General features: G+C 42.2%; 35 protein-coding genes. 1 reads left to right on the forward strand and 34 read right to left on the reverse strand.

What is annotated here, in order from left to right:
• The 19 genes from NSQ62_RS14385 to NSQ62_RS14475 form a co-directional block, all read right to left on the reverse strand.
• The gene (locus NSQ62_RS14385; protein WP_341320822.1) at positions 1–603 is read right to left on the reverse strand and encodes a phage baseplate protein; all 603 of its coding nucleotides are present in this window, start codon (positions 601–603) and stop codon (positions 1–3) included.
• A 2-nt stretch (positions 604–605) separates the two neighbouring features.
• Positions 606–2,768 (reverse strand): phage tail tape measure protein, encoded by a 2,163-nt coding sequence (locus NSQ62_RS14390; protein WP_341320823.1) that lies wholly within the window; start codon positions 2,766–2,768, stop codon positions 606–608.
• Positions 2,769–2,950: 182 nt separating this feature from the next.
• Positions 2,951–3,235 (reverse strand): hypothetical protein, encoded by a 285-nt coding sequence (locus NSQ62_RS14395; protein WP_341320824.1) that lies wholly within the window; start codon positions 3,233–3,235, stop codon positions 2,951–2,953.
• Positions 3,236–3,334: 99 nt separating this feature from the next.
• Complete coding sequence (locus tag NSQ62_RS14400) at positions 3,335–3,739, reverse strand: DUF3277 domain-containing protein (protein ID WP_341320825.1); 405 nt, start codon at positions 3,737–3,739, stop codon at positions 3,335–3,337.
• A gap of 12 nt (positions 3,740–3,751) precedes the next feature.
• Complete coding sequence (locus NSQ62_RS14405) at positions 3,752–4,753, reverse strand: DUF3383 family protein (RefSeq protein ID WP_341320826.1); 1,002 nt, start codon at positions 4,751–4,753, stop codon at positions 3,752–3,754.
• Positions 4,753–5,235 carry a hypothetical protein gene (locus NSQ62_RS14410; protein WP_341320827.1) on the reverse strand — a complete coding sequence of 161 codons (483 nt, stop codon included), beginning with the start codon at positions 5,233–5,235 and terminating at the stop codon, positions 4,753–4,755. The genes NSQ62_RS14405 and NSQ62_RS14410 overlap by 1 nt, the downstream gene beginning before the upstream one ends.
• Positions 5,228–5,572, reverse strand: a complete 345-nt coding sequence (locus NSQ62_RS14415; RefSeq protein WP_341320828.1) for a hypothetical protein — start codon at positions 5,570–5,572, stop codon at positions 5,228–5,230. Before NSQ62_RS14415 ends, NSQ62_RS14410 begins: the two co-directional genes overlap by 8 nt.
• The gene (locus NSQ62_RS14420; protein WP_341320829.1) at positions 5,569–6,078 is read right to left on the reverse strand and encodes a hypothetical protein; all 510 of its coding nucleotides are present in this window, start codon (positions 6,076–6,078) and stop codon (positions 5,569–5,571) included. The genes NSQ62_RS14415 and NSQ62_RS14420 overlap by 4 nt, the downstream gene beginning before the upstream one ends.
• 1 nt (position 6,079) lies before the next feature.
• Positions 6,080–6,424, reverse strand: coding sequence for a phage head-tail connector protein (locus NSQ62_RS14425; RefSeq protein ID WP_341320830.1), 345 nt, complete (start codon positions 6,422–6,424; stop codon positions 6,080–6,082).
• Positions 6,366–6,686 carry a hypothetical protein gene (locus NSQ62_RS14430; RefSeq protein ID WP_341320831.1) on the reverse strand — a complete coding sequence of 107 codons (321 nt, stop codon included), beginning with the start codon at positions 6,684–6,686 and terminating at the stop codon, positions 6,366–6,368. Before NSQ62_RS14430 ends, NSQ62_RS14425 begins: the two co-directional genes overlap by 59 nt.
• A gap of 61 nt (positions 6,687–6,747) precedes the next feature.
• Positions 6,748–7,710, reverse strand: a complete 963-nt coding sequence (locus tag NSQ62_RS14435; protein ID WP_341320832.1) for a phage major capsid protein — start codon at positions 7,708–7,710, stop codon at positions 6,748–6,750.
• A 27-nt stretch (positions 7,711–7,737) separates the two neighbouring features.
• Complete coding sequence (locus NSQ62_RS14440; RefSeq protein WP_341320833.1) at positions 7,738–8,364, reverse strand: DUF4355 domain-containing protein; 627 nt, start codon at positions 8,362–8,364, stop codon at positions 7,738–7,740.
• A 28-nt stretch (positions 8,365–8,392) separates the two neighbouring features.
• Positions 8,393–8,575, reverse strand: coding sequence for a ribosomal-processing cysteine protease Prp (locus NSQ62_RS14445; RefSeq protein WP_341320834.1), 183 nt, complete (start codon positions 8,573–8,575; stop codon positions 8,393–8,395).
• 106 nt (positions 8,576–8,681) lie between these two features.
• A complete protein-coding gene (locus NSQ62_RS14450) occupies positions 8,682–8,816 on the reverse strand; it encodes a hypothetical protein (RefSeq protein ID WP_341320835.1) in 135 nt (44 codons plus the stop codon).
• A gap of 57 nt (positions 8,817–8,873) precedes the next feature.
• Positions 8,874–9,050, reverse strand: coding sequence for a hypothetical protein (locus NSQ62_RS14455; protein WP_341320836.1), 177 nt, complete (start codon positions 9,048–9,050; stop codon positions 8,874–8,876).
• 3 nt (positions 9,051–9,053) lie between these two features.
• Positions 9,054–9,971: a phage minor head protein gene (locus NSQ62_RS14460; protein WP_341320837.1), complete on the reverse strand. Its 918-nt coding sequence runs from the start codon at positions 9,969–9,971 to the stop codon at positions 9,054–9,056.
• Positions 9,943–11,343: a phage portal protein gene (locus NSQ62_RS14465; protein ID WP_341320838.1), complete on the reverse strand. Its 1,401-nt coding sequence runs from the start codon at positions 11,341–11,343 to the stop codon at positions 9,943–9,945. Before NSQ62_RS14465 ends, NSQ62_RS14460 begins: the two co-directional genes overlap by 29 nt.
• A gap of 5 nt (positions 11,344–11,348) precedes the next feature.
• The gene (locus tag NSQ62_RS14470) at positions 11,349–12,551 is read right to left on the reverse strand and encodes a PBSX family phage terminase large subunit (RefSeq protein WP_341320839.1); all 1,203 of its coding nucleotides are present in this window, start codon (positions 12,549–12,551) and stop codon (positions 11,349–11,351) included.
• Complete coding sequence (locus NSQ62_RS14475; protein WP_341320840.1) at positions 12,548–13,375, reverse strand: terminase small subunit; 828 nt, start codon at positions 13,373–13,375, stop codon at positions 12,548–12,550. Before NSQ62_RS14475 ends, NSQ62_RS14470 begins: the two co-directional genes overlap by 4 nt.
• A gap of 567 nt (positions 13,376–13,942) precedes the next feature.
• On the opposite strand from NSQ62_RS14475, the gene NSQ62_RS14480 reads away from it, so the two are divergent.
• Positions 13,943–14,518 (forward strand): hypothetical protein, encoded by a 576-nt coding sequence (locus tag NSQ62_RS14480; protein WP_341320841.1) that lies wholly within the window; start codon positions 13,943–13,945, stop codon positions 14,516–14,518.
• 105 nt (positions 14,519–14,623) lie between these two features.
• On the opposite strand, the gene NSQ62_RS14485 is transcribed toward NSQ62_RS14480, so the two are convergent.
• The 15 genes from NSQ62_RS14485 to NSQ62_RS14555 form a co-directional block, all read right to left on the reverse strand.
• Positions 14,624–15,157 (reverse strand): sigma factor-like helix-turn-helix DNA-binding protein, encoded by a 534-nt coding sequence (locus NSQ62_RS14485; protein ID WP_341320842.1) that lies wholly within the window; start codon positions 15,155–15,157, stop codon positions 14,624–14,626.
• 199 nt (positions 15,158–15,356) lie between these two features.
• Positions 15,357–16,352, reverse strand: a complete 996-nt coding sequence (locus tag NSQ62_RS14490; protein WP_341320843.1) for a DNA cytosine methyltransferase — start codon at positions 16,350–16,352, stop codon at positions 15,357–15,359.
• 99 nt (positions 16,353–16,451) lie between these two features.
• Positions 16,452–16,865, reverse strand: a complete 414-nt coding sequence (locus NSQ62_RS14495) for a RusA family crossover junction endodeoxyribonuclease (RefSeq protein WP_341320844.1) — start codon at positions 16,863–16,865, stop codon at positions 16,452–16,454.
• Positions 16,866–16,878: 13 nt separating this feature from the next.
• Positions 16,879–17,028: a hypothetical protein gene (locus NSQ62_RS14500; protein ID WP_341320845.1), complete on the reverse strand. Its 150-nt coding sequence runs from the start codon at positions 17,026–17,028 to the stop codon at positions 16,879–16,881.
• Positions 17,029–17,252: 224 nt separating this feature from the next.
• Entirely contained in the window at positions 17,253–17,429 is a 177-nt protein-coding gene (locus tag NSQ62_RS14505; RefSeq protein ID WP_341320846.1) for a DUF6011 domain-containing protein, read from the reverse strand.
• Positions 17,430–17,431: 2 nt separating this feature from the next.
• Positions 17,432–17,824 carry a molecular chaperone gene (locus NSQ62_RS14510; protein WP_341320847.1) on the reverse strand — a complete coding sequence of 131 codons (393 nt, stop codon included), beginning with the start codon at positions 17,822–17,824 and terminating at the stop codon, positions 17,432–17,434.
• Between the two features lie 13 nt (positions 17,825–17,837).
• Complete coding sequence (locus tag NSQ62_RS14515) at positions 17,838–18,059, reverse strand: hypothetical protein (protein WP_341320848.1); 222 nt, start codon at positions 18,057–18,059, stop codon at positions 17,838–17,840.
• Positions 18,056–18,355 (reverse strand): hypothetical protein, encoded by a 300-nt coding sequence (locus tag NSQ62_RS14520; protein WP_341320849.1) that lies wholly within the window; start codon positions 18,353–18,355, stop codon positions 18,056–18,058. Before NSQ62_RS14520 ends, NSQ62_RS14515 begins: the two co-directional genes overlap by 4 nt.
• Complete coding sequence (locus NSQ62_RS14525) at positions 18,352–18,636, reverse strand: hypothetical protein (protein WP_341320850.1); 285 nt, start codon at positions 18,634–18,636, stop codon at positions 18,352–18,354. Before NSQ62_RS14525 ends, NSQ62_RS14520 begins: the two co-directional genes overlap by 4 nt.
• A gap of 51 nt (positions 18,637–18,687) precedes the next feature.
• Complete coding sequence (locus NSQ62_RS14530) at positions 18,688–19,578, reverse strand: ATP-binding protein (RefSeq protein ID WP_341320851.1); 891 nt, start codon at positions 19,576–19,578, stop codon at positions 18,688–18,690.
• Positions 19,505–20,305, reverse strand: a complete 801-nt coding sequence (locus tag NSQ62_RS14535; protein ID WP_341320852.1) for a helix-turn-helix domain-containing protein — start codon at positions 20,303–20,305, stop codon at positions 19,505–19,507. Before NSQ62_RS14535 ends, NSQ62_RS14530 begins: the two co-directional genes overlap by 74 nt.
• 13 nt (positions 20,306–20,318) lie before the next feature.
• Positions 20,319–21,020, reverse strand: a complete 702-nt coding sequence (locus tag NSQ62_RS14540; protein ID WP_341320853.1) for an MBL fold metallo-hydrolase — start codon at positions 21,018–21,020, stop codon at positions 20,319–20,321.
• Positions 21,020–21,781 carry a phage recombination protein Bet gene (gene bet / locus NSQ62_RS14545; RefSeq protein WP_341320854.1) on the reverse strand — a complete coding sequence of 254 codons (762 nt, stop codon included), beginning with the start codon at positions 21,779–21,781 and terminating at the stop codon, positions 21,020–21,022. The genes NSQ62_RS14540 and bet overlap by 1 nt, the downstream gene beginning before the upstream one ends.
• A gap of 12 nt (positions 21,782–21,793) precedes the next feature.
• Positions 21,794–22,033, reverse strand: coding sequence for a hypothetical protein (locus NSQ62_RS14550; RefSeq protein ID WP_341320855.1), 240 nt, complete (start codon positions 22,031–22,033; stop codon positions 21,794–21,796).
• 1 nt (position 22,034) lies between these two features.
• On the reverse strand, positions 22,035–24,062 hold the full coding sequence (locus NSQ62_RS14555) for an AAA family ATPase (RefSeq protein WP_341320856.1): 2,028 nt from the start codon (positions 24,060–24,062) through the stop codon (positions 22,035–22,037).
• Positions 24,063–24,067 lie beyond the last annotated feature (5 nt).

The following is a 24,067-nucleotide window of genomic DNA, read 5'->3' on the forward strand; positions in this document are numbered from 1 at the left end:
TCACCTCACTCTCAATTTGACACCAATAGGGATTTTACGTGGATCGTATTTATTCAATTTTTGTAATGAAGAAATCGTTACACCGTATTTTTTGGCAATAGTCGAATATGTATCACCTTTTTTTACGATGTGTGTAGCTGCTGCATTTTTAACAGCTTTATTGTTTTCTGTTTGTTTTCGTCCAGCTTGTGCAACTGGTGCTGTTGTAGCCTTTGTTTTTGGTGCTACATACGATGATTGTCCAACCCTTACCTCCGTTAATGTAAGGCTAAACTTATAGCCATTCATTACCTTACTCGATGCTTTTATAGACAACCCACTAGCCATCATATTCTTATAAATACGGCGACCTTCATACGTGAGCAATTTACCCGTTTTCTCCATACTTTCAATGGCTTTTACCAATGTTTCTAAACGGTCATATGTTGGTCGTATTAATAAGCCTGACAATTTAACAACAATCGGTTTACGCTCTACATGGTCAGATAGATCAATGCCTTTCTCCACCTTGTGAGTGGGAATATCCACGTCAATATCAGCATCTTCATTTTCAACGTGGATTAAATATCCTCCAAGTTTTGATGTACCTACTAGTTCTGCCATGTTTATCCCTCCCTCACTTGTGGCATGATTGTTCCTAGGTCTGCAAAGAAATCTTCTAATGCTTCACGGATGCTCTGCCCTGTTTCGGCGTTTGTATTGCCGCCTTGTACAATAATGTTAACTGGCGCTTGTACAGACGTTGATGCATTATTTGTCATTTTTGTTGTCTGATAGGTGCCCTCTGCGTCGCTTAAATTATCCATATTGATGTTTGGATAACGTCCGTCACCATCAATTACACCTGTGTCACGCAACATTTGTGCGTCCTCTGCTGGTATGATTGCTTCGTCTTTATGGATTTCAGCGACCATGTCATTAGGTACACGACCAATCCCCGAACTAAAGCCAGGTACCTTACTTGCAACCCAGTCAACTGCACCACTGATACTGAAATTCGATACAGTACTTTTAAAGTTATTCCACTTACTCATCAAGCTATCAAATAAACTTAATACCGGGCTTAGTGCCCCTGTAATATCTGATTTAATTTCAGTAAACTTTTCACCAAGCCCATCTTTTAATTGCCCAGCCTTTAAAATTACAGTGTCCCAGTTCTTATAAAGAAGGACACCAATCGCAATCGCGGCGCCAATCGCGGCTGCAATTAAAAAGATTGGTGATGTAGCAAAAGCAACAGCTGCACCAAACGCTCCAGTAACTGTCGTCATACCTGCCGTAACCGCTGTATAAATCGGTCCTGTACCTGCGGCAAATAATAGCATGGCATTATACGCACTGACTGCTCCGGTAATTAGATAATAGGTGGCCGCTCCGCCAGCCACACCAGCAATCATAAAGCCGTACGTGTCGACGAACTCATGAATTGCACTTGTTCCGTTTAAAATGCTATTGCCGAATTCAAAAATGCTGGCAGTTCCTGCAAGTATGTGCGGTATTAATTCTTCCGCCTTTGTAGCTATTTCATCAAAAAATTCTTGAGCTGCTGGATTGTCGACAACACCAGTAATACCGATTTGTAGCTCACGCCATGCGCCGAGCATACGGTTTTTAAATGTTCCTTCAACTGCATCTGCCGCTGCCGCTGTAGCTCCTTCAAATCCTTTCATTGCCTCTGTAGTCTCAAACATTGAGTACATTACATCTTTGGTGTTATCTTCCCAAGTTGTACCCCAGAGCGCAATCCCAACCTCGTTAGCGAGCGTCTGGTCATCCATAGCTTTTAATTCGTTAATGACGGTTGTGCTTAAATCTTTTGAAGTAACTTTACCGGCTAGCATGTCTTTCCAAAGGTTTTGTGTATCTTTCGATAAATCTTTCATCGCGGCGGCTGTTCCTTTTGAGCCGTCGGTTGACCTTAGACCAAATTCAAGTATTGCGTTATTTACGCGGTCCATATTGTAGACACCATTTTGAGCGCCCCTCGACATCACACCGAAAAGCTCTTCAGCACTATAACCAGCTTGAGCCGCTACAGCCGAGAATTCACCCATTTGGTCAAACATGTCGTCGGACATATTAATGCCGTTTTGACCGCCTTTAGTAAACAGGTCAAACGCTTTATCCGAACTAATACCAAAGGCGTCCATAAGTCCTTGCGCCCCACGCGTAACCTCGTTAATTTCACTATCAAACACATTAGCTAACAACATCGCGTTTGCTGTAGCGTCGGAAAGATCTTCATCTTCTAAGTCATGCATATTTTGTTTTACGCGCGATATGGCGTCTGTAACTTCTTGCATGCTCTCTCCGTAACCACGTGCGAATGTTTCGTTGGCACTACTTTTCAATACCTCTAGTTGCTCAACGCTAGCGCCTGTCTGTGCCTCCAAACGTCCAAATGCGCCGTCAGCATCCATAGCAAATGCCCCGAAAGATATTGCTAGACCACCTATTGCAGCACCTACTGCTAATACGCCCACTTTCAATGCACTCATCGCTTTTGTTGCTATACCAGTTTCCGTTGATACTGCGCTTATGCTACCGTCATCGATGCCCGATAACGAACGATCAAACTCGCTTACAGCACCGTCCATCAATTCGAAATCACCTGTTAGCGCACGTGCCTCTCGTTCCATATCATCAAAGACACCAATATCGAGTGAACGCATCATGTCGGCTATCTCATCAATCTCACGGTTCAAATCAGCAAAGGGGCTCTCGTCAATGTCGACGCCGATTTCAACACCTAAATCACGTATTGCCATTCTTAGCAGCCTCCCTTGCCTCTTTAAGTTTTCTGGCTTGGATTTTCAGTACGGCATTTGCTTCGAAAATCTCGGGCATTGTCATTTTTTTCACTTCGGTGTAACTGACAATACCCTCGACTACCAGACGCCACATAAGCCATCGCTCAGTGGCACGCGCCTCGTAAAAATCCTCGTCATATTTAACGAAAAAGGAATTTTGATGCGGCTTTGATTACTTCTTTATACTCTTTCATGCTTCCGAAACGATCTTCGAAAAATGCAAAGTTTACTTTTTGCATAGTGCCGTCAATTTCTGCGAAAATTACATGCTCGAAAAGCTCTTTCGCAATTTCCTTATCCGATACTTGCCCAGCCTCATTGCGTGCGCGATCTTTTAAATCAAGCACTTCCTCAATGCCTGGATGTTGGAATGTGAATTTTACTCCACCGATTGTTTCTGATTCTTGTTTGCCTTTTAAACTCATTTTATATCGCTCCCATTCGCGTTTTTTTAGATAATTTGTAATGTGATTCCGTTTCATAAAGCACCAAAAAGGACGAGCTCAAGCCCGTCCTCCCCTTCGCTATTTAACTGCATAATCGAACACTTTCATTGTGAATACACGGTTTGATGCAGACTTACCAAACTCTTTGTCAGACGGCTTTGTAACCATCGCTTTCGTTCCGCCTACGACTTCCTTCACTTCGTTGTTCGAGTTAACCCAAACTGGTACCATAGCGCGTGAATTCGCAAAGCCATCTAGCACTGCGATTGATGGTGATGTTTGGTTGAGTGTAATTTCAATCGTACCCATGCCATCGCCGTTAATTGATACCACTGCATCACCCTGAGCGCTTGAAGAGGCTTCAAAGTTGTCGTTATCTTTAGACGCTTTCACCATTGTGCCGTCTGCAAACCCGGTAATAAAAATGCCCCCCACCGTTGTAACTACTTTACGCGCATCATATACGCCAATATGTCCTGTCATCTATACCCCTCCTTAAACGACCATTTCGCCATTAACAGTAGCTTCATGGATTGCTCCAGCTAGTTCAAGGCTAAATGATAATCCTTTGTAGTGTCGGTCCACACGATCCGTTGCGTTTGTTTGTGCGCGATTTTTTGCAGTAATCGTATATAAAGGCTGTCCAGCTTCATTTAACGCAATGATGCCTTGCTGTCCGGCGATTTCAAGAATCGTTCGCGCCTCTCCTTCGATTCGAGGAATACCCACATCGTCGAATGAAATTTTGTCGTTATTAACAAATAACTGAGCGATTGCATTTTCCATGTTCACTTTCACCCAATCCTTACCGTGAATAACGTCAATATATTCACCTGATAGCATCGTTCCCTCGGATGTTTGATATTGATTTCCTTTCGATACATAAGCAAAGCCTTTTAACTCGTGAATAGCTAATAAAGTTGTCGCATCATATGGCGCTGGATCTACACCGATTAATTTTTTGAATTTGTACGTAATCGAACCAACTGTTTTCGAGCCATGACCACCAACTAATGCAATGTGTGGGTATTGCTCTAATTTGTCGTGCATCATGGCAAAAGTGCGGTCATAACGCTTAGCATTCAGTACACCTAAATCTTCTAAATTGTCGACAACGTGCAAAGCGGCTTTAAATCCTTCACCCTCGACGACATCAGATACCGCAATCATATCGTCGACTGTACCAGTAGCTAACGATACAAAATACCAATCTTTATCGAAATGCTGTTCCAGCACTTGTTTCACGGTTACGTCTGTTCCGTCATAAGTAGCGATAGCCACTTTGCTAGTGCTCGTATCGCCTTGTTTTAAGGCAACATACGCTGCTTTATACGCATCCGTATCTTCAGGGAAATCTGCTTTTACACCGTCTGTATCGCCATAAACTTTAAAAGTAGATGGTCCTGTTTTTTGCGCTAAAATTAACGGTGTACCTAACCCCTCAAGTGAAGCTGGTTTTTTAATATTTATAATGACGTTCACATCTTTTAACGGCATTATTCTCCCTCCATTTCATTTGGTGTGACTTTTTCAATCACATCAATTTCGTATGATTCTTGAACGCGTAACCTCAAACGTACATCAAAGCCAACACGACGTTCGTAATCAATATTCAAAAAAACATCGCGGTTAGTAGACGGCAATACGTCGACAATCGCAATGTTATGATCAGATAATTCAATTGCACCTTTACCCAGGAAATATAAGTGTGCTTTCTGGGCCGTATCGGTCGCACTCTCAATCGCTGCTCCGTGTGCCGTAAAAGAAAGGACCATTTCATAATCCTGTTCAATGGATTGAGTCGTACCAACATTCTTAATAGCTGGCTGTCCCACGCCAATCGCTGGGCTTGTCTGTTTGACTGCAATAAACGGATAAGGCGGTTGTTTACCTGTTGTCTCAGCTTGTATTGTGATAGCGCCTGTGTAACTGCTCAAATACTGCTGCAACGGCATAAACCAATCGTCATACTTAATCAAACGAGCTCACCCCTTTCGCAATGTAGCGATGAAAGTCACCAAATGCCGTGAAATTCGCGCTTGTATCGACAGTGTACTTACTGCCATTTTGTTCGATTTTATCGCCGTGCTTAAGCGCTGTGAGGCTATAAATCTGAACATCGGCATTTGTCACAAGACCACCGAGCTGTGCGATTGTTTTAACGTCAAACGGGATAAGTGCAAGGTCAATCGTTTCTTGTGACGGCTGCCCCTCCACCCATTTACCATTAATCCAATCACCCTCAGTAGCCTCGCCGTGTAAGATGGTTGGCCGACTGTACTTTTTAACCAAGCGACTAAAATTGTACATGTTCACTCGACTTCGACCTCCATTGCACCGATAAGACCACCACTATCAACGAGTGGATTATTTGAGCCTTTTCGTTCGACTGTAAACGGATGATTACGCGGATCGTTTAAATCAATTGCAAACTCTTGTATTTTCCCTCGCATTTCAAGACCAAGCATTTCAAAAAATAAATCAGGCGATACGTTGCCTGCTATTACATCACCAATGAGCTCATCGGCTTTACGTTGCACATCGGCAACTGCTTTTTCTGAGCCCGTGCGCAAAAAAGAACGCTCCGGAATAACGATGTGTGATGTTTCAGCTTTCAAGTGCATGCCTTGAGATGCTAAATAACCACGCATTTTATCGGTCACACGAATGCGAGCGCCGTACTCATGCACTGCCGCAATCATTTCTTGCTCTGAACCTGCTGCATAACCAACCTTTGCCTTTTTGCTATTAAGCTTGCGTAAATCAGCAATAATCTCAGGTATGCGGTTGTTATCGCGTATCGTCACGCGTATACGAGCCATATCATCGACCTCCAAACGGTACAAAACGTACTTTTCGCAATCCAGCGGCACTCAACTTGCTAATGAGCGACTGATTACGTTCTGTCGCGCTGTCAAACGTCTGTGACATGCCACCGATTGACTCTGATTTAATACCGGCATTACCTTGCATCTCAAACGCCACATATTGCGCTACAACGCTTTTTGCTGTGTTGGGTAGTGTTAGTGCATAATCTACAATAAACGATTGATTACAGACACGTTGCACCCACTCGATGGCATCATTAAGTTGTAACTGCAAGTACGCATCATTCGCCGTTTCCGTCTGTTCCATCTGTAGACGTGTTTTCAATTCCTGTAATTCCATCTACACCGTCTCCAATCACCAACGCAATGAGCTCATCTTTCGTAGCACGTGCGCGATAGTCGATTTCTTCCTGATCCAAGAATGCTTTTAATAACTTCACCGGAATTTCTTCTAATTCTGCGGCTGTTTTACCGTAAAGCTCGATTTCAATCGGTTCGGTATCCTTCGTCAACTTATAGCCGCGGTCTTTAAATACCACATTGAAAGCCTTTTGTGTGACTTCAATTGTTCGCTTACCGTTTGTAATTGATACGATTTCCATAAGTTTCACCCTTTCACTTTAAATAAAAAGAGTAGGCACAAGGCCCACTCTCAATAAATCATCATCCACCTGTAACAACTGCTGGTGTAATCGCTGCAAACGCATCTTCAGACAACGTCGTGAACGCTACCTCTTGCGTCACACGTAATGCAAACATATCACGCTCGAAAAGGTTAATTGGATTGCCGTCCGCATCTTTGATTGTCGTTAATGTCGCATCTGTCGAAATCGAGTACTCCATTCCAGCAGGCATACCGTAGCGCGTCATATCCCAATTACCAGCAATTAAAAGAGCTTTAGCGTAATCCCATGATTTCGAATCAGCATAGCCGATTGGCAAGCCTAATGCTGTAGACGTTGCACCAGCTGTCGCATCCGTGAAAATAGGCTGTTTATTTTCATCCTTCGCACCACGTAATTTCTGTTTGAATTTACGCGTAGTTGTAAAGCCATCTGGATCTTTGTCTGCATCTTCGATAAATGCCATTACACCATTTAACTCGTCGTATAAGTTACCTAACGAATTTAACGCAACCGTATTACCTGCTGCTTGAATACGTTCGAATACAGAAGTACCAGCTTCAAATGGCGAACCAACACCGAATAAGCCGGCTTGGTCAAATTTAATAGCAAAAGCTTCTGCAATTGCTGGTTTCATTTGATTAAAGAAGTCTTTTACTGTGTATTTTAAGAACTCTTTTGAAACTGGAATAATTACACCAAGCTTGTAGGCTTTAAGTGTAGCTGTTAACCATTCAGCTTTATCCGTTTGAATGCGCTCACCTTCACCTACCCAGTAAGCCCCTGGTCCTGACGCTAAGTACGTGAATTTTTTCTCTTGCTTGTTCATTTGCTCGTACTTCGCTAAACGAGTAAGCACCGACTGCTGCAAGAACTGCTTCACAACAAGCGTCCCTTCTTCTTTTGGTACTGCACCTGTCACTGCGTCTTGTAATAACACGTTAGCTGGGTCAAAATCAAATTGACCAATGTTTACCGATAAATATTTTTTTGCTGTTTTCATAAGTTTGTAGCCTCCAATTAGTTAATGTTATTTTCGTAAAGATACTTCACCAGCAATAGCACTAATGTCGATGCCGCCTGTGTCGCCGCCTTGTTGGTGGTCAATATCACGCCCGGCACCTTTAAATTTCGCGTCAACCGCTGCTTGAATCGCTTTTGTGTGAGCTTCCTCATACTTAGTTAAATTCGCTGTTGTCGCTTCTTCATCAGCCCCAATAAGGAAGTCGATTACCTCTGTCGGCAACCCCTTTTCCTGTGCTAATTTAAGCGCCTTTGTCGATAATTCCGAACGCGCACGCTCTGTACGTTCTTTTTCGATTTCTTGACGTAGCTTTTCGACTTCGATTTCAGCCGGTGATTTGTCGGGATTGCGCTTTTTCAGCTCGTCCTCAACCAATGCGTCAAGGTTGTTCGTTTTCCATGTATCAAGGCCCTTTGTAAAGTTGCTATCCAGTAATGGTTGTAGCACCTTTTTGCCATCTGATGTAGCGAGATACGTTTTAACCGCCTCGCCTGTCACTACGTCCGTTTTGTAATACGCTTGCACCTCAGCATTGTCCTTATTCGCCTCTAAAAAGGCTTTCACTTGGTCAAATGTAAGTGCATCATCAAACTGACCGACATTGATTGTTAAACGTTTTTTGAATGTTTTCATATTGTCCTCCTAGCCGAATAGTTCAGGCCTACTCGTCTTTAATGTGTACGGATAAATCATTTGGGAACTGCTCTTCAAGCTCCTGTAAATATCTCACCGACGACTGCAAAAGCGTGGAGATGACGGCGCAAATTTTGCTGTCCGTATGTCCCTCTGCCTCAATTTTTAAATAGCCGTCTGGATTGGTTGTGACTGTAATTTTTGTTGCCATGCTATCAACCTTTCGCGCCCTCACTGTACGAGCCAACAAGTGCAAGGAAATGAGCTCCATTAGCTTTTATAGTCTGTTTGAGCTTTCGACTAGATAAGTGGATCACCTAAACCTTTCCTGATTCGCCACGCGGAATTTGTGAAACTTCTGCTTTGCCTTGCAAATAGCCGATACGGTTCCCTAAAATGTACGAAACAACAATCACTGTGCAAATGAACAAGAAAAACATAAATGGACTCACAAAATCATCCCCTTTTATATATAGGCAACCGTATGGCAAAAATAAAAAGCCGTATCGCTACGACTTAATTGCATCATCTATTTTTACAATGTATTTAACTTCTTCTTTCGGTGCTGAAAACAACAAATTATTTTTTGCATCAGTTATGCCATAAATCCCATCCACAATAGTTACACCTGTTGCATTTTCAACATAAACACTTCTGCTGCATTTTAATTCCACTTCGTATTTCATTACCTATCCCTCCAATGTTCTTTGAAAATCTTCAAACGTCTGACGCGCTAAATCATCATTCGTCTGTCCCTCTATGCGCTCAATCTCATACACCAGCAAGCACCTACAATTAATATCATGATGTGCGTGTCCTATATTACCTGGTGCAATACCTCGTTCACCTCTACCAAGGTCAAACAAGTCATCGACCGGCACTGTCACGCCATCCATCTTCTGATGATTGGCTTTACTAGTCTTACGGACACGGCTGTCCTTCATGTTGCGCCATTTCTTCACCATGACGACACCACGCTTATTAGCATGTTGAGCACTGTCTAACATCGCCTGTTCACGTACACGATGCGTTTCAGTACGTGCTACACGAATTGACTTGCTATAATCACCCTCAAAAGTTTCAGTAAGGGAAACGGCCATATCCTTGTAAGTCGTACCCTTGACTAAATTTTGCGTTACCGTTTGATTGATCCGATAGATAATGTCACGGCGGTTTTTTTCAAGTGTCTGCTTAAGCGTTAAGCCTGTGATTGGATTCTCGACTGCCAGTCTGATTTGGTCCATCTTAAGAGCGGTGTATTGTAGCCTTTTACGAGATGACGACTGTATCGCCCACCCCATCCACGCATATGAATACACATAGCTATTGCTCAAAAGCTCCGAAATGCTTTTCTGAGTCGTTTTAGACATCGAGTTAACGTGTAGCTCTAATGACTGCATAAAACTCTTGTAGCGGTCATACTTCATCATCTCGGCGTACGTTAACTGTCCGTCCTTCTCGTACTTTTCGTAGAGCGTAGCAACCTCACCTAGTACTGTTCGCACCAACTTACGATAAAAGAGGCGGATAGAGTTTTCAACGATGTTCAGCTGCTTGTCTTGCCATTTGGCTAGTTGCTTACTGTACTTCTCCAGATCCATCATCATCACCGTCCTCGTCATCATCGGCCATCATCGGCTTAATCGCATCAAGCTCTAGCTGACGTTGTTCCATTTCGTACTCAGCATCATCGATGTTCGGTAATGTGCTCAGTGCGGTCTTGTGTGACGCAATCGCCATCATCGCAACTGCTGTTTCTACACGTTCCTTCATATTCACTGGGATATTGCGCTTGAACTCGAACCAAATTTTTAAGTAGTCCTCGTCTGCGCAAAGACCTTTCTTCGCCCAGGCGCTGCATAGAACCTTAAATTGATAACGTAACGCGGCTGTCATCTTACGTTCCATCGTAATGCACTTGTTTTCGAGTGACATCAGCTTAAATTCAAGCGCAACACCCGTCACATTACCACCAAAAGCCTCATCACTGAAATTAACGGACTTAGCTAGGCGCATGATGTTTTGCTCTAAGCGATCTAAATGATGCTCAATCAAACTGTCGTTAATGTCCTTAGTGAGATAGCGCACATCGTCATTTTCACCAAGCAATTCAAAGATTCCTGACTTTTTAATGCGGTCAATATCCTCGTCGTCTGCACCGAGTCCTTTAAGAATTAAATAAGCTAGACGGTACTGCTCAATTTCATTGCTGGCATCGGATAACGTGCGGTTATACGCGTCAATCAATGTAAATACGCGCTCAGCATCAGCCATAAGCTCCTCATTATTGGGCAATCCAAACAACGGGCAATGCTCGAACGTGTGCAACTGCGGCTTATCAATCAACTGCAATCCATTTGCACCCGACTCAAAGACATAATAAAAAGCGTCATCGTAAAATTCGACCCGCTGCTTGTTTTCATCAATATTAAAATAGCGGATAGCGAACTCTGGCTCCGTGTAATCGGTACTGGAAATGATGATGGTTTCCCATGGATCAATGTTAATGATTCGTTCCTTACCTTCCTTGTCGATGTATGCCAAGCGTGCGCCGTAGCCACAAATAGCGGCTTTCTTGCCCCATTCGCTGTCCTTGTCCTCGACGTTATTACGTAGCTTGAATATATCAATCTCGGCTTTTAGCCCAGTTAATTTATCTAATACGTTTTTATCAACTTCATAACTAATTGGATGGCCAAACATATAACCAACCTTTGTATCGACAATTTCCACGTCAAAGCTGTTATTCAAGCGATTGTTAACCTTATCGTCAATTCGCTTAACGGCACCCGTTTCAAAGTCTTCATACTTAGCAGCTTCACGTGTCAAAATCGGCACCGCATCGGTTTCAGCGCGGTAACGTTTATACATGAGTAAACGACGCGCTTTGTCCTTCTGGTGCTCGTCAATGACCTGTGCAATTAATGTAGCGTCTGCTCCTTTATCGCGGAACTGACGGACGTATTTTTGTGTGTTCAATTGGTTCACCTCTTACCTGTCATAATTTCTTTGTAATAATGCGTGTAAATGGCATAACGTAATGCGTCGAGCACATCGTCCCATAGCTTTACCGGCTCACCATTATCACCCCATACATACATATAAATCTCGTCGTCGAAACGTTTCACCTTATCGCGCACAATGTACAAGCGCTCTGTTTTAAAGTGACGCGCTACCGACTCAATACCTGGCACGACATTCTTTTTACCGTTAATCGCTCGCAACTTCTCGCGACGAAAACGTTCGGTGTGTTCTGGGCGCGCCGTATCACAATAAAAATTAATGTTGCCGTAGCGTGCTTTAACGTCCTTAGCAATTTTTACCCAATCATCAATTTCTTTATGTCGATGAGCGTGCTCCTCACATACAAAGACGTCACCTTTATCGTCCTCAGCTAATACTACAATCGAACCGTAGTGGTCATAGCCCCAGTCAACACCGGCAAAATGTTTTACAATGTTTTTCTTTGCGAACTCTTCGGACGAAATGTAATGAACATCTTTATTGAAGTCACGATAAATAACACCCTCGGCTGCAACCCACAAGCCGTGTATATCACGGTCTGTAAACATGCCTGACGGTGTACTGGCTACAATCGATTCAACATATTCTGGATCTAACTTATCATTATCGAAAAGTGTGAAATTAAATGCACGGATATTTAAACGGCCGCTTTTTAGCATTTGCCCATCTTTATCGATGTAATCCTTTTTTACGCTATGAGCTGGATTTTCGGGATTGGTATCAATTAGCACCCTCGCACCTTGATATGAACAACGAGAAATAACCTCTTTGACGAATGTGTCGTGTAAGGCTGTCCCCTCGTTCATCAACGCGCCTGCTGCTGTAAATCCACGTGCTTTCTTCCAACTGTCCGATTGCGCTCCGTCAAAGCAGTACACTTTGTTGCCGAAAATCGTAACAGCATTGGATTTATTAAGCTTAAGCTCCTTACCTAATATCGCTTCCATATCATCTAAGATGTTACGACGTATACTCGCTTGTGTAGCGCCGCCGATAATGAATGAAAGCCCTTGCCCCTCGTACTTAGCGATGTGCATTAAAAAAAGCAGAATAAACACGAATGTTTTCCCTGCACGCTTGGCGCCACTAGCTACTACGATTTTCGGTTTTTCTTTGATAAACGAATCCATGACCTCTAATTGCTTTTTCGTTAGTTCGGTCATTCTTCATCACCAGCCATTCGACGTAGCATTTTAGCGATTTCAGACTCCTGCGTATTCGTTTCGGGATTTTCGATTTTGGCAAGCTCTGCTTTCGCTTTGTCGATATTCACACGTGCCTGTTCGATAGCCAACTGTTCACGCTCGTTCGGTTGCAAGATATTGGAATACTTAGCAAGTAGCTCAATAGCTTTCATTTTATTTTCCATCTTAATTTTGATGCCATTTTCTGTGTTAGATAACTCACTTAGTACAGACGTATCTATTTCATCCACTGGACGTAAACTAACGTCGTAACCGCCACCTTCTACAAAGTCGCCAATATCAGCAAAAGCTATCTTCACCAGCAATTGAATGAAGTCGTTAGCCTCTACAAAAGTTGCTTCAATCATCGGCGTTTTTAGGCGTTTGATTTCATTCACAACCTTAATGTTTCTCAATAACTGACTCCCCATTGAATAAGCGCTAGGTTTTGCATACCCTGCCATGATAGCTGCTTGTGTAGCGTTGTGGGTACGAACGTAATTAATACAGAACTGACGCTGTTTATCGGTCAATCCATCAGCTTTATTTTGCTCAGGTTCTTCCTCAATAACGACTTTCTTTATTTGCTTATTAGGCGGTTTTTTATTAGTAACGTTACCATTCGCTCCATTAGTAACGTTACCATTCAATTCATCGTCCCAGCCATCTTGGTTCTTCCATTTCCGAATCTGACTATCGGACTTACCTAATTCAGCAGCTATATCCTTCAATAGCATTTTGCCCTCTGAATGTAAGTACATTTCTTTCGCTTTATCTCGTGCTGGATCTCTTGCCCTAGCCATTATGTTTCACCGCCCATCACCTCGTTATGCTAATTGCTTTCGGATTTTACTCACTAATCTAATTTAGGTACAATCCTGCCCCCACAATCACATTCCTTTTTCATGATAATTCTCACATATGGTTGCCCTTCCTTCCAATCGACCAAACGCTTTTCCTGCTCTGCTGGTCTATCGCAATCCTCACATTTCAAAACAGTCATCATTGCCCTCGCTCCTTTCATTGCACACAAAAAGGAGCGCTGTCGAATGCGCTCCCTTCTCGAAATATACTGCCTCTCATTTTTATTTTGTGGTAAAAATAAGTGCTCTTATATATAGGGTAATCGTACGGCAAACAATATAGTTTAGCATTTAAGTCATTCCCTTTTTAATAACAGAGGCAGGTGCTGAAATACTTTCAATTCCTTGTTAATATCCATATTTAACACGCTATTCCTCCATATATGGCCTCGATCAACAAAAAAATATTGAATTATTTGGTAGATAAAATGAAAATAACTCCATTATAAGATATACTTATTTCATATAATGGATATTACAAATAAAAAAACGGATGGTGACAAGCATATGGTTACGTTAGATAAATTGAACGAAGATGGATTACTATCGTATGAGGATAAACATCTCTTAGAAAATTTAGCGTTAGGGGAAGAAAACATTCTGGTAATCGGAAATGATAAGGAGATGAATGGTCTTCTCCTTATGGCTATACTAAAAAAAAGACTAGGTCCGGCAGATGGAGAAACTTGGTATTTTAAGAGTCGAGATGACTTAGATATAGGGCTTCCATCTGTAATTAATTCAAAGTTTGTAAAATCATACATAGACGCGCGCGAACTCGTTCGCCCTATGCCTTTTGTTCCTATAGTCATTGATGAAATCAATACACAAGCTATAGCTGATTTTTTCCTTAATTGTTGTGTTGGTTTACGAAATCGTGTAACAGCTACCTATACCCACTGGGGAGATGATAAAACCGTTTTAGAATCATTTGCTCAACTTACAAGGCCAACAGAAGGCGTAGACTATCGATCATTGGACACAGTAGTTAATTATGTCAAAGATATGGTTAAAGTTTTTGTCATTTATACAGAAGTAGATGGACAGAAAAAAATCTATACCGTTGATAACAGAAGGCAATAAAAATGCACTGACTGAAATATACCGAGAACATATATTCTCGGTATATTTTTACGTTCAGCAATAAAGCTTTTGCTATTTCGCAATATAACTCTTGTAATTCACAAACTATGAAATCATCTCAAACATATCCAATTGACTACCTTTATTTAGGTTCTCCGAAATCTTTTTCCGTGCTCGTTCATAATAGCTCTGCACTGTACTTTTACTGACACCTAGCATTCTAGCAACCTTGCTAAACGGTAAGCGCTCGGCTTCAATAGCTACAAACACGGCTTTTTCATCTGCCGTTAATCCCTTCATGGCACTATTCACTTTCTTTTTGTTGTCCTCAGCTTTGCGCCAGTCTGCTTTAAATCGTTGCTCGTCTTTATGTGATTCAATGTAATTTTGAAGGTTCAGCATGCACTCTAGCATGTCATGATCATCATTAGCGTAAGCCATATACGTTTGCATATGGTACGGATCCACTGGATAAGCATCAACGCGAGTACTTGCCCGGAACTCCGCTGGGTCATATCCTGTTTCCATCCATTCAACCGCCTGCTTAACCTCACGATAAAGCTCGCCACTTGTAACGCCCTCTGACTTCATCTGCTTTAACAACTGCTTATACTGCTCTATTAAATCTGGAAAATACATAAGATTGCCCCCTCATGTGCTATAATTGTTTTGACATAAACTTAAGCAATAAGGGGAACCGTGGTGCTGCCAAACACCGCGGTTTTTGTTTGTTTACACCAGCTCACGGATGCTATAATGAGCTTGTATAATTTTGCTGACTTGAGCTTTGGCTTGAGTCTTTTTTTATGCCTGTTACTGCGTAAAATGTTCAGCATGCTTAGCAAATTAATTGCAACTGCTCATCAAATTCCATTGCATAATCACCCGATAGAATAACTTCAAATATTGCTTCAAGTACACATACCGCAATACTATTTCCACCCAATGCGTATAACGTAGCGCTTCGTTGATGTGGCTTAATCGGAAATACATTAAGCATTAAATCAAAGTCCTCATCGTCAAAATCCATCAACCTCCACCATTCACGTTCAGTTGGGTAACGATAACGACCATCCGTCATTTTAAATACACCTGCAGCTGGACAACGATCAGGCCGTTCAGTAATTGTATTGCACGTATCGGTAATAGTTTTGATATATCGAAACTTTGATTTATTAGCTTCTATTTCTTCTAAGCTCGCTAAATCCTCTAAACGATTCAGCATAGACGGAATATTGACCACATATTTTTCAATGTCTTCAATCTCATGCTCTGGCTGTTGAAACTCGCTCATCGGACGCAACGGACGCTTTCTTAATTTGTTGAAATCAAATTTTTCATTACCTAGCACCGAGACACAAAAGACGCGTTCTCTCGTCTGAGGTAGTCCATAATCCATTGCATTTTCAATGTTGAAATTATTGGTATATCCTAAGGCTGCCATTTCCCGTAAGTATTCATCAAAAATTGGACGTTTGGCTTTAAACAATGCGCCTCGAACATTCTCCCAAATGACAAACTTCGGACGCCACTCACCCATTTCTTTAATGATTCGAATAGTTTCCAGTAATAATTCCGAGCGGCCTTGGTCATCATTATGATTGGCTGCTGAATTATCTTGACATGGACTTCCATGCACTAAAATATCCGGCTTCAAGTCCCACGCTCTAACATCTTGTGTTTCATAACGGAATGGATTCATAGCGTTATAGGCTTTTACTCGATTCTCTTTCCACTCTACATAATCAATAGTTTTCACCTTCACACCTAAACGTTTCGCTGCTTTAATATCTGCACCTATACCACCGAACAATGATAAGAGTTTTAATTGCATATATTTCACCTCGTTCCTTCACAAAATTGTTCAATTACGTAATAACTCGATCAACCAAATAAGCAACCCAATCTATCAATCCACGAATCTTCTTTTTCATCAAATGACACCCACTTTTACTTCAGCACGTGGCTGCATGCTGTAATATTTACGAACCACCATCTCCACGATTTGCGCATCATCATGCCAAATGATTTGAGTGCAACCATCCTTAATGCCCTTAACCAAGTTATCAAGATCAGGCTTCTTTGTTGGTCGTAACTCACCACTTGCGATAAGCGCTTGTTTTGGCTTTGTATGCAAGTTCTTTGGTGGCATGAGATAAATATTCACTTCAAGTCGTATTGGTTCTAAAATCGGCTCCTGTGGCTTATTCTGCCATGCTACGAGCTTCACCACTTCCTTATATGAGCGTGACTTTGGTGCATCATGTGTTTTGACACCCTTTCCTGCTCGACTAAACCTCGGTCTTTCCTGTGCTTGTACTGCTCCTGGAATTGTAAATTGAATCATTGCCCTAAACCTCCTAAACTATTGGAATCCCATGCTTGTTTACTTGCTGGCGACTGCGTTTACTGAAACCCTCTGCCAACAAAGCATGTGCTTCCTCTTCCGTGAAATGCCCAACTGCTTTAAGCTCTTGCCCGTCCATAACCTTGTAAAGTGTAATGATCATGTTGCACCTCACCTGTATAGATTTTATTGACTAATGCCATAAATGTTTGTTCGTCTCCGAAAAACAATAAATCTAGTGATATTTTGTAAACCTTCGAGAGCTTAGCGACAACCACGCTACTGGCTACACTGTCACCTCGCTCGACATTCCATAACTGATTGGCGCTAAGTCCGATTTCGTCTGCCACAAGTGCTCCCGAGAGGTCATAAGCTAAACGTAACTGCTTAAGCCGACTTCCTACGTTCTTCATGCTGTATCACCTCGTCAATCGTCATCTGGTTGCGTAAAAATTCAGCGTCTGCCTGTTCTTTCAGGTGTTTGCGGTAGCATGTTGGGCCATAACCCAGTTCCATGCTTTTCTCGCTTTTCAACTGGCGGTTGCAGCGTGCGCATTGTTGCATTCTTACACCCCCACTAAATCTTCATAAGCGCGCTCAAACTCCCGACAAAACAGCTCATTAGTATCAATTGGTCTGAACATCGGTACTACCTTGCAACGCTTAGCCAGCTCCTTGTGTATCGCTCGCTGTACGTCCTCATGCGCTACTACACTAAACATTGACTCGTGCATTACTTGTCCTGATGCATTTAATGATTGATCCGTATACACCGCGAAATTAATGTTGCGAATGATATTTTTAAACATGCCATCATGGGCCATTTCGATTGCTACTGGCTCCATTGACTGAATCGCTTGCCCTCGCATTTCAAACTGGATGCCACCTGCTGGAATTTCGATAAACTTGGTGTCGGCTGTTTCGACAATGCGGTCGATTTTTAAAAATACTAATTTCATTGCCCTTCCCCCTTTATGCTGCTTGTTCTGCTGTATTACCGCTGTCCACTAAATGCACGCTCGGACGTAATGTGCTGTAAAGACCAACTGGTGCAGTGTGAAGCTTGTACATTTGCTCTACGTCTTGCTCGTCGTAGCAAACTGTTTTGTATGATGGCTCGTCCTCTCCTGCCTCGTACCAGAAGATGATGGCTAGTGGCGGTGGACCGTTGTAACCGATTAGTGTTGGCTTCATGTAGATTCACCTCGCAATACACGGTCTGCAAAAGCTTCAGCTTCGTATAATTCTTTAATTGCCGAAGTATAAGCAATCTTTTCAAGTGCTTTACGTAATCGTTCATTTTCTGCCCGTACTTCCTCGATGATTTTTGATTGCGAATCCCGTTGTACGTGCAGAAACTCGACTTCTGCTGCTAAATAGTCACCACTAACTTTTAAGCCTTTAATAATACGAGCTCCTTCGCTAATCATCCAGCCTTCTGGAATGTTGGCTAATTGTTCTTTAATTGCTTGTAGTTCTTGTTCACTCATCCAATCCACACCCCTTCCTCGTCATCTAAAATCATTTGAGCGATACGAGGAAGATTGTCATAAACCTCTTCTGGTGTACCGTAGCGCCATAATTCTCTCAGGTGGGTCAGATTCTTACGTAATCGTTCGTTCTCCATACGCGCTTTTACCTCGGCTAGTTCTGTGCGATCTAACGCATCTACCAATTTGTTGTACTCTGCGATTGGTACCGTCATAACGTCTGTGCCGATTGCGTGATATGTTGCAAGTAGTTCTTCGCGGTTTTTATCAAACTCTGTCATATAACCCTCCAATCCGACCATTCTGCTGGTTTCAACAAAATGGCCCGTGTATTAAAAATTCAAATTAGCAATGCGCTTATCCGTCGCCTGTGTGAATTTGATGATTTCAATGTTCGCCATCAATCGGCTAATCACTTTGCGGTCATAGATCCCGTTTAACTGTGTGCTTTTTAAGTTGGTTGTGACGATAGTCGATTTATGCTGACGACCATTCGCAATCGCTCGTAAAATCTTGCTGGTGTAATCCGACGCACGCTTTTTCGTGTCGATGTCACCTGTCTCTGCTCCTAAGTCATCCAGCACTAGGAAATCCACCTCGGTTGCTAAATCAATGAAATACTGCTCAGTGTACTTGCTGTCTTTGTTGTCAAAGCTCCCTCGAATTTTGCGTAGCATTTCGTCAATGTCCAAATATAAGCAGCTACGCTCAAGTGAATTGAGTGCCTTTAAGATGCTCATGGCTAGATGTGACTTGCCAACACCCGTAATTTCCGACTGAATCCATAAATTAAATTGCTCACCAGCGATAAAGCGCTTAACGTACTCCCAAGCTTTTGCTTTGTTCGTAGCCTCTTCTGGGCCTAGCGCTTCCTTGTAGTTGTCAAAGCGTGCTAGCTTAATCGTTTCGTCTTGTAAGATGCTGCATTTAGCAAGCGTGTTAAGTTTTTTCGATGCCTGTTGCTCGTATAGCTCTTTATTGACCTGTCTAGCAAAGATGGCATCTTGCTTGTCTAGCTCGCATCGTGGGCAAGTCGTTTGACCATCCATCACGATCATCTGTACCTTGAACTTGTCACGAAAGACAATCCATTCCTCAGGTGACGTATTTTCCTGTGTGTACATAGTGGGAATGTGGTTAAAGCAATAGCTAGAATCCCACGTCATGCCCGAACGTATCTTTGAAAGAAGGTTGCTGTCCGTTACCTCGTTGATTGCCTCCATTCGATGAACCACCTTTCGACTGTATTTTCTGCTGCCAATCTGCGTAGGTTTTTACTTTAAATTCGAGTCGCCAATTATCTAAGATGCCGACAATGTATTTGAATGAGCGTGCGTTAGATGCACCAGCTTTGATTGCTTCTAAAATAAGCGCTGGTTCGTAGACGTTCATGGCGTCATCGATTTCTTGTACATCTTTGAAGGTTGCTGTACGTACATTTGCCTCGAATGCTTCTTTGATTTCTACAAAATTTGTATCAGTAAGTGGACTGACCGACGACTGTCTGTCTTTGTCTTTATTTGTATTATTAGTTGTATTATTAATAACTGTATTATTATCCTCGGCGTTTTCGCCTATAGGGGTATAGTTGTTTTCACCGATACCCCTAGTTGTTTTCACCGCTAGGGTATCGGCGTTTTCGCCTATAGGGTATGGTTGCCTATTCACCCGAATCACCCGTTTTTCAATCTGCTTTGTGCCCTCTTTGTAAAATACTTGTACGCTAATGTAGCCCTTGTTTTTCAGTGAAGATACCATTTTAGAAATGCGGTCTTTTGATAGCCCGAAAAAGTTTGCTAGGTATTCATTAGAGGCGAAACAACCTTGCTCACCGTCCAATGAATCAATTTCTACTAATAAAAGTTTTTCAGACCACCCTAAGTCCTTGGCTAACCATATTTCCTTGGAGATCCACACACCTTTAAAGGCCCTGTTGTGTTGTTCAGCCATTGCCCTAGCCCTCCTATGGAATGTAAATTAATTTGCCCGTTGCCCTTGCGACTGCTTTAAAAATACGTTCTACGTTGCTGTTGTTGTCCGATAAGTGAAGCAAATGGATTTCTTCAACCTTCGATAAATCGTTAGCAGCAAAAAAATTTAATAGGTTCTCTAAGCTGAAATGTGAGCGCATAACACGCTTTTTCATAGCCGGATGAATCTTGCCACTTGCGACGTTTTCGTCCAGCGTCTGCTGGTCATAATTGCACTCAATCATTAAGTGCGTTAATCCAGTGAATTTGTACTTGATGTAATAGGTATCTGTCGCAAATAAGAGCTTGTCACCGTTGTCTGATTGGAGTAGAAACCCCAACGGCTCATTTACGTCGTGCTGCACATCAAACGGTAATACGGTCCATGTACCAATACGGAACTGCTCTTTACTTTTAATGATGCGAATTTGTGCGTTCTGTAAGCCCATACCATCTTTTGTGCCTTGCGACATATAAATTGTCATGCCACGTTTTAAACAACCCTCAACGCCTTTACAGTGGTCTTGGTGTTCATGTGATATAAGCACACCAGCGATTTCAGCAGTTTTAAATTCTAGTCCCTGTTGAATTGCTTTGAAGGAGATGCCAGCTTCTAAAAGTAAGGCTGTACTGCCATCACTCACGCGATAGCAGTTGCCCTTTGAACCTGTTGCAATTGTCTTGATTTCAATCATTAAAAGCCCAGCTCTTCTTTATCTGAAATAAGCTCTTGTTGTTCATATCCCTCGATTACCTGAGCATCCTGAACGTGCGTAACTGGCTCTATTTTTTTCTTGGTAGGTTTAATATCTAATTCTTCCATGTTGGCATTTTGGTCAATCTCGTTTTGAACGGCATTTCCTTGCATCTGATTAATATCCGCATCATCTTCTGTATACATAGCACCCAGCGTATCCGGGAACGCTTCACGTAAACCGTTAACAATTGCAGATTTACGAATCATAGTTAAGGGCATTGAGTTCCATGTTGATTGTCCTTTTGAAAATTCGCTTAAGCTGATTTTTGAAGTAATCGGCATTTTGCGGTCCTCGCGGTAAACCTTGCACCAACCACCGATTAAGATGTCGTTTTTAAGCTTTACTGCACCTTCGATTTCAACTAACTGTCCATCGCGTTCTACGATGACGCCAGCTTCGAAACCAAGATATTTCGGATGATTTTCAGCACGCTTCATAAAAGCTTCTTTTGAAACGATAATTTGTGCTGGCTTTGTACCGTACTTGATTAGATAGGCCTCTTTTAAAAATGGATTTAACTTTTGGTATTTACATAAATTAAGGAACATAACTACTTCAGGTGGAGTCACTTTGTCGATATCCCCGTTAAGCAAGTAATTTACGACTGTCATTTCATCTAAATGAAGTTGCTCCCCGTTTACTTCGAATGAAACTTCATATTGTTGTTTTGGTGGTTGGTTTACTACTGCGTTTGACATATTAAATTCCTCCTAATCGCAGTAACTACGGTTGCAATGTGGGCAACCCGTTACTAATTGATTTTTTGCTTGTTCAACAGAAATACCGCACATAATAGTAGTGTGATGTCTGTGAGGAAGTTCTTGATAAATGTTTTTGTTACAGTTCCAGCAAACACCACTTCTAGGAGCGAAATGAGGTGCTCCAGTTTTAGCGCAATATTCCGCTTGAGCTACGCTGCTTTGATATGTGTCGAATGTCTTTTCTGACATATTAGATAGCCTCCTTCAATTCAACTGGATCCGTTTCGATGCGTAATTGCTTATCATGCTCTGAAACTACTAAGCTAATAAGCTGTGATTCTACGTCGATGAATTTCGTAACCGCTTCGGCATTATCAACAAAGATTGGAGCTAAGGTGCCGTAATGAGCCGATAACGTGTTAATGATGTCTAAGCCGACATTGATTTTCGCGGCGTTATTTAGGCCGCTGCCGTATGGTACGCCCTCGTATAACGTCTCGCATACTTCATTTAAGCCACCGTTAACTTGCTCTTCAAAAAGTTTGAAGCGAGCATATTTAAACTTGCTGTTAATGCGCTCTGTAAGCATTTCAACCTTTTTACGAGTGAATGACTCGATTAGGAATAAGTTACCTTCTAGCGCTTCATATTCAGCGGCTAGGCGTTGTTGTTGCGCTTCTAATTCAGCGATACGAATGCGTTGATTTTGTGCATTGGCTAGTTGGTCCAGCTCGGCGTTAATACCTTGCTTATCTTGCTCAAACTGGCGAATATTTGCGTCGATATCTGCCACAACCTCGCTTGCGTTTGCTTTCATTTCCGCTATAACGGCTTGTGTTAGGTTAATTTCACTTAAAATTTCTTGGTAATTTTCCGATGTTGTAACATCTGGCACTGTAGTTTGTGCTTGCTTTAAACGTTCGTTAAATTTGCCAAGCTCTTTTTCAGCAGAAGCCAATTTACCTTGTAGCTCTTCTGACTTCGGAATAATTGCAGAAGTCAATTTGTCGTTAATCGTCTGAATTTCCGCTTGATAACCTTTGTTTTGCTCAGAGTATACCGGGCCTTCTGCTTTAATTTCACCCTGACGTTTTGAGATACGCTCGTTAAATTGCGCTAATGCTTCAGCACGAACCGACTCGACTTGTTCTGCTGGTAAAGCTTGTTTACATGTTGGGCATTCGCATTCATCGCTGTACTCAAATTCCTGCGCTTTCAACACTGCGAACTCTTCGCGTAAACGCTGCATAAACTGTTCGTTGTTCGAGATGCAGTCCGTGAATGATTTAATGTCACGCTCGGCATCGTTTTTTTCTATGTCGTTCATACGAATGTCTGACTTGATGATTTGTACATTGCCTTGAAGCTCCTGAATGCGCGTTTGGAGCTTGTATATCTCTTGCTTGCTGTCGGCTTCAAATGTGCGCTTGAAGTCGGATAACTGCATTTCAAGCTCTTTTAGTTGGTGCTGTTTATCTAGTAAAGCACCGCCATTTGTCACTGCGTAGCGCTGGTCTTTTAGCTCGTTGATTTCAGTTTCTAGCTTTTCTACCTGAGCTTTTAATGAAGCGGCATCTACTTGTACTTCTGGAATCATTTTGTGAATTTCATCGATGCGCACCGGGATTTTTTCTAGCTCGTCATTGATGTGCTTTTTACGACTGGCGATGATCTTCTTCATATCCTCAATTGACTTACCACTCAGGACATCATTTAATTTCGCTAGTGAAGCTTCAGATGCGATTACATCCTCGTCTGAAATGTCACCGCATACTGCTAGTAAAATGTTACGGCGGTCCTGCCATTTAACATTTTCATTAAAGTAAGTAGGTGAAGTAAGAAGTTTGAATACGTCCTCTTGCACGATTCCTTCAATTTTCTTCACATACTCTTTTTTATTTAAAGGTACGCCATCGATAAAATAATCTGTTGTATAACCATCAAATACCTTATTCGCACTACCGCGAGGCTTTTTATACACCTCGTGATACACTTTCTTAAGCTCCATCTGCGTACCGTCTACAAGCAACTTAGCTTCGACCGTGTGCTCCAAATTGTGTACCTTGTGACCAGCGCCGGTTAAAGTTTGTAGTGCGAACTTTGAATCGTTGTTGCTGTCCTTGTCGAACAGTAACCAAAGGAACGCGTCAAATACTGTTGTTTTTCCAGTAGCGTTGTCACCATAAATGCGTGCGTTACCACCATTCAGCTCGACTAATAGTTGCTCGACGCCTTTGAAGTTGCGTAATCTAATTAGAATTGCTTCGATTTTCTTCATAAAAT

Origin of the sequence: Solibacillus sp. FSL H8-0523, assembly GCF_038051985.1 — a bacterium.
Lineage (GTDB): Bacteria > Bacillota > Bacilli > Bacillales_A > Planococcaceae > Solibacillus.